Raw genomic sequence first — 451 nt, 5'->3', positions numbered from 1 at the left:
GCGCTCTAGAAGGGGTAGAGTCCTGAAAATGCGGATTTACAACGGTAATGTAATTTTCACCCATAAATAAAGCCGATTTTAAGAAATCGACTGTTGAACTAAAGCTCCCTTTACTTTAAGTACATTTCTTCACAATCTTTAGATTAATTTATTGGATTATTTTTATGTGAAAGAGTGATATTAAATAAGAGCTTTAATTCGATTGACAAAAAAACCGTCCAGAAGGTATATTATATGTATCTAAGTTATGGAGGTTATTATGTCTATTTCAAAGCATGCTAATAAGAAAAAAAATATATTGATTGCTGCATCTGAAATTGTAAAAGAAGAAGGAGTTGTCAAACTCACATTAGAGGCAGTCGCCCAAAGAGCTGGCGTGAGTAAAGGTGGATTATTATACCATTTTCCTAGCAAGGAAGCATTAATTAAAGGAATGGTGGAAGATTGGACA

1 protein-coding gene is annotated in these 451 nt (G+C 33.3%); it reads left to right on the top strand.

All coding sequences use genetic code 11. The annotated features are described in order from the left end of the window. Nucleotides 1-259 precede the first annotated feature (259 nt). On the top strand, nucleotides 260-451 hold a 192-nt coding region (locus tag ACF1AG_RS34690; protein ID WP_391811046.1), incomplete at its 3' end, for a TetR/AcrR family transcriptional regulator.

Source organism: Streptomyces sp. NPDC014764, from assembly GCF_043082785.1.
Taxonomy (GTDB): Bacteria; Actinomycetota; Actinomycetes; order Streptomycetales; family Streptomycetaceae; genus Streptomyces; species Streptomyces althioticus.
The sequence above is the reverse complement of the archived record's forward strand: the minus strand, read 5'-3'. Positions and strand labels throughout refer to the sequence as shown.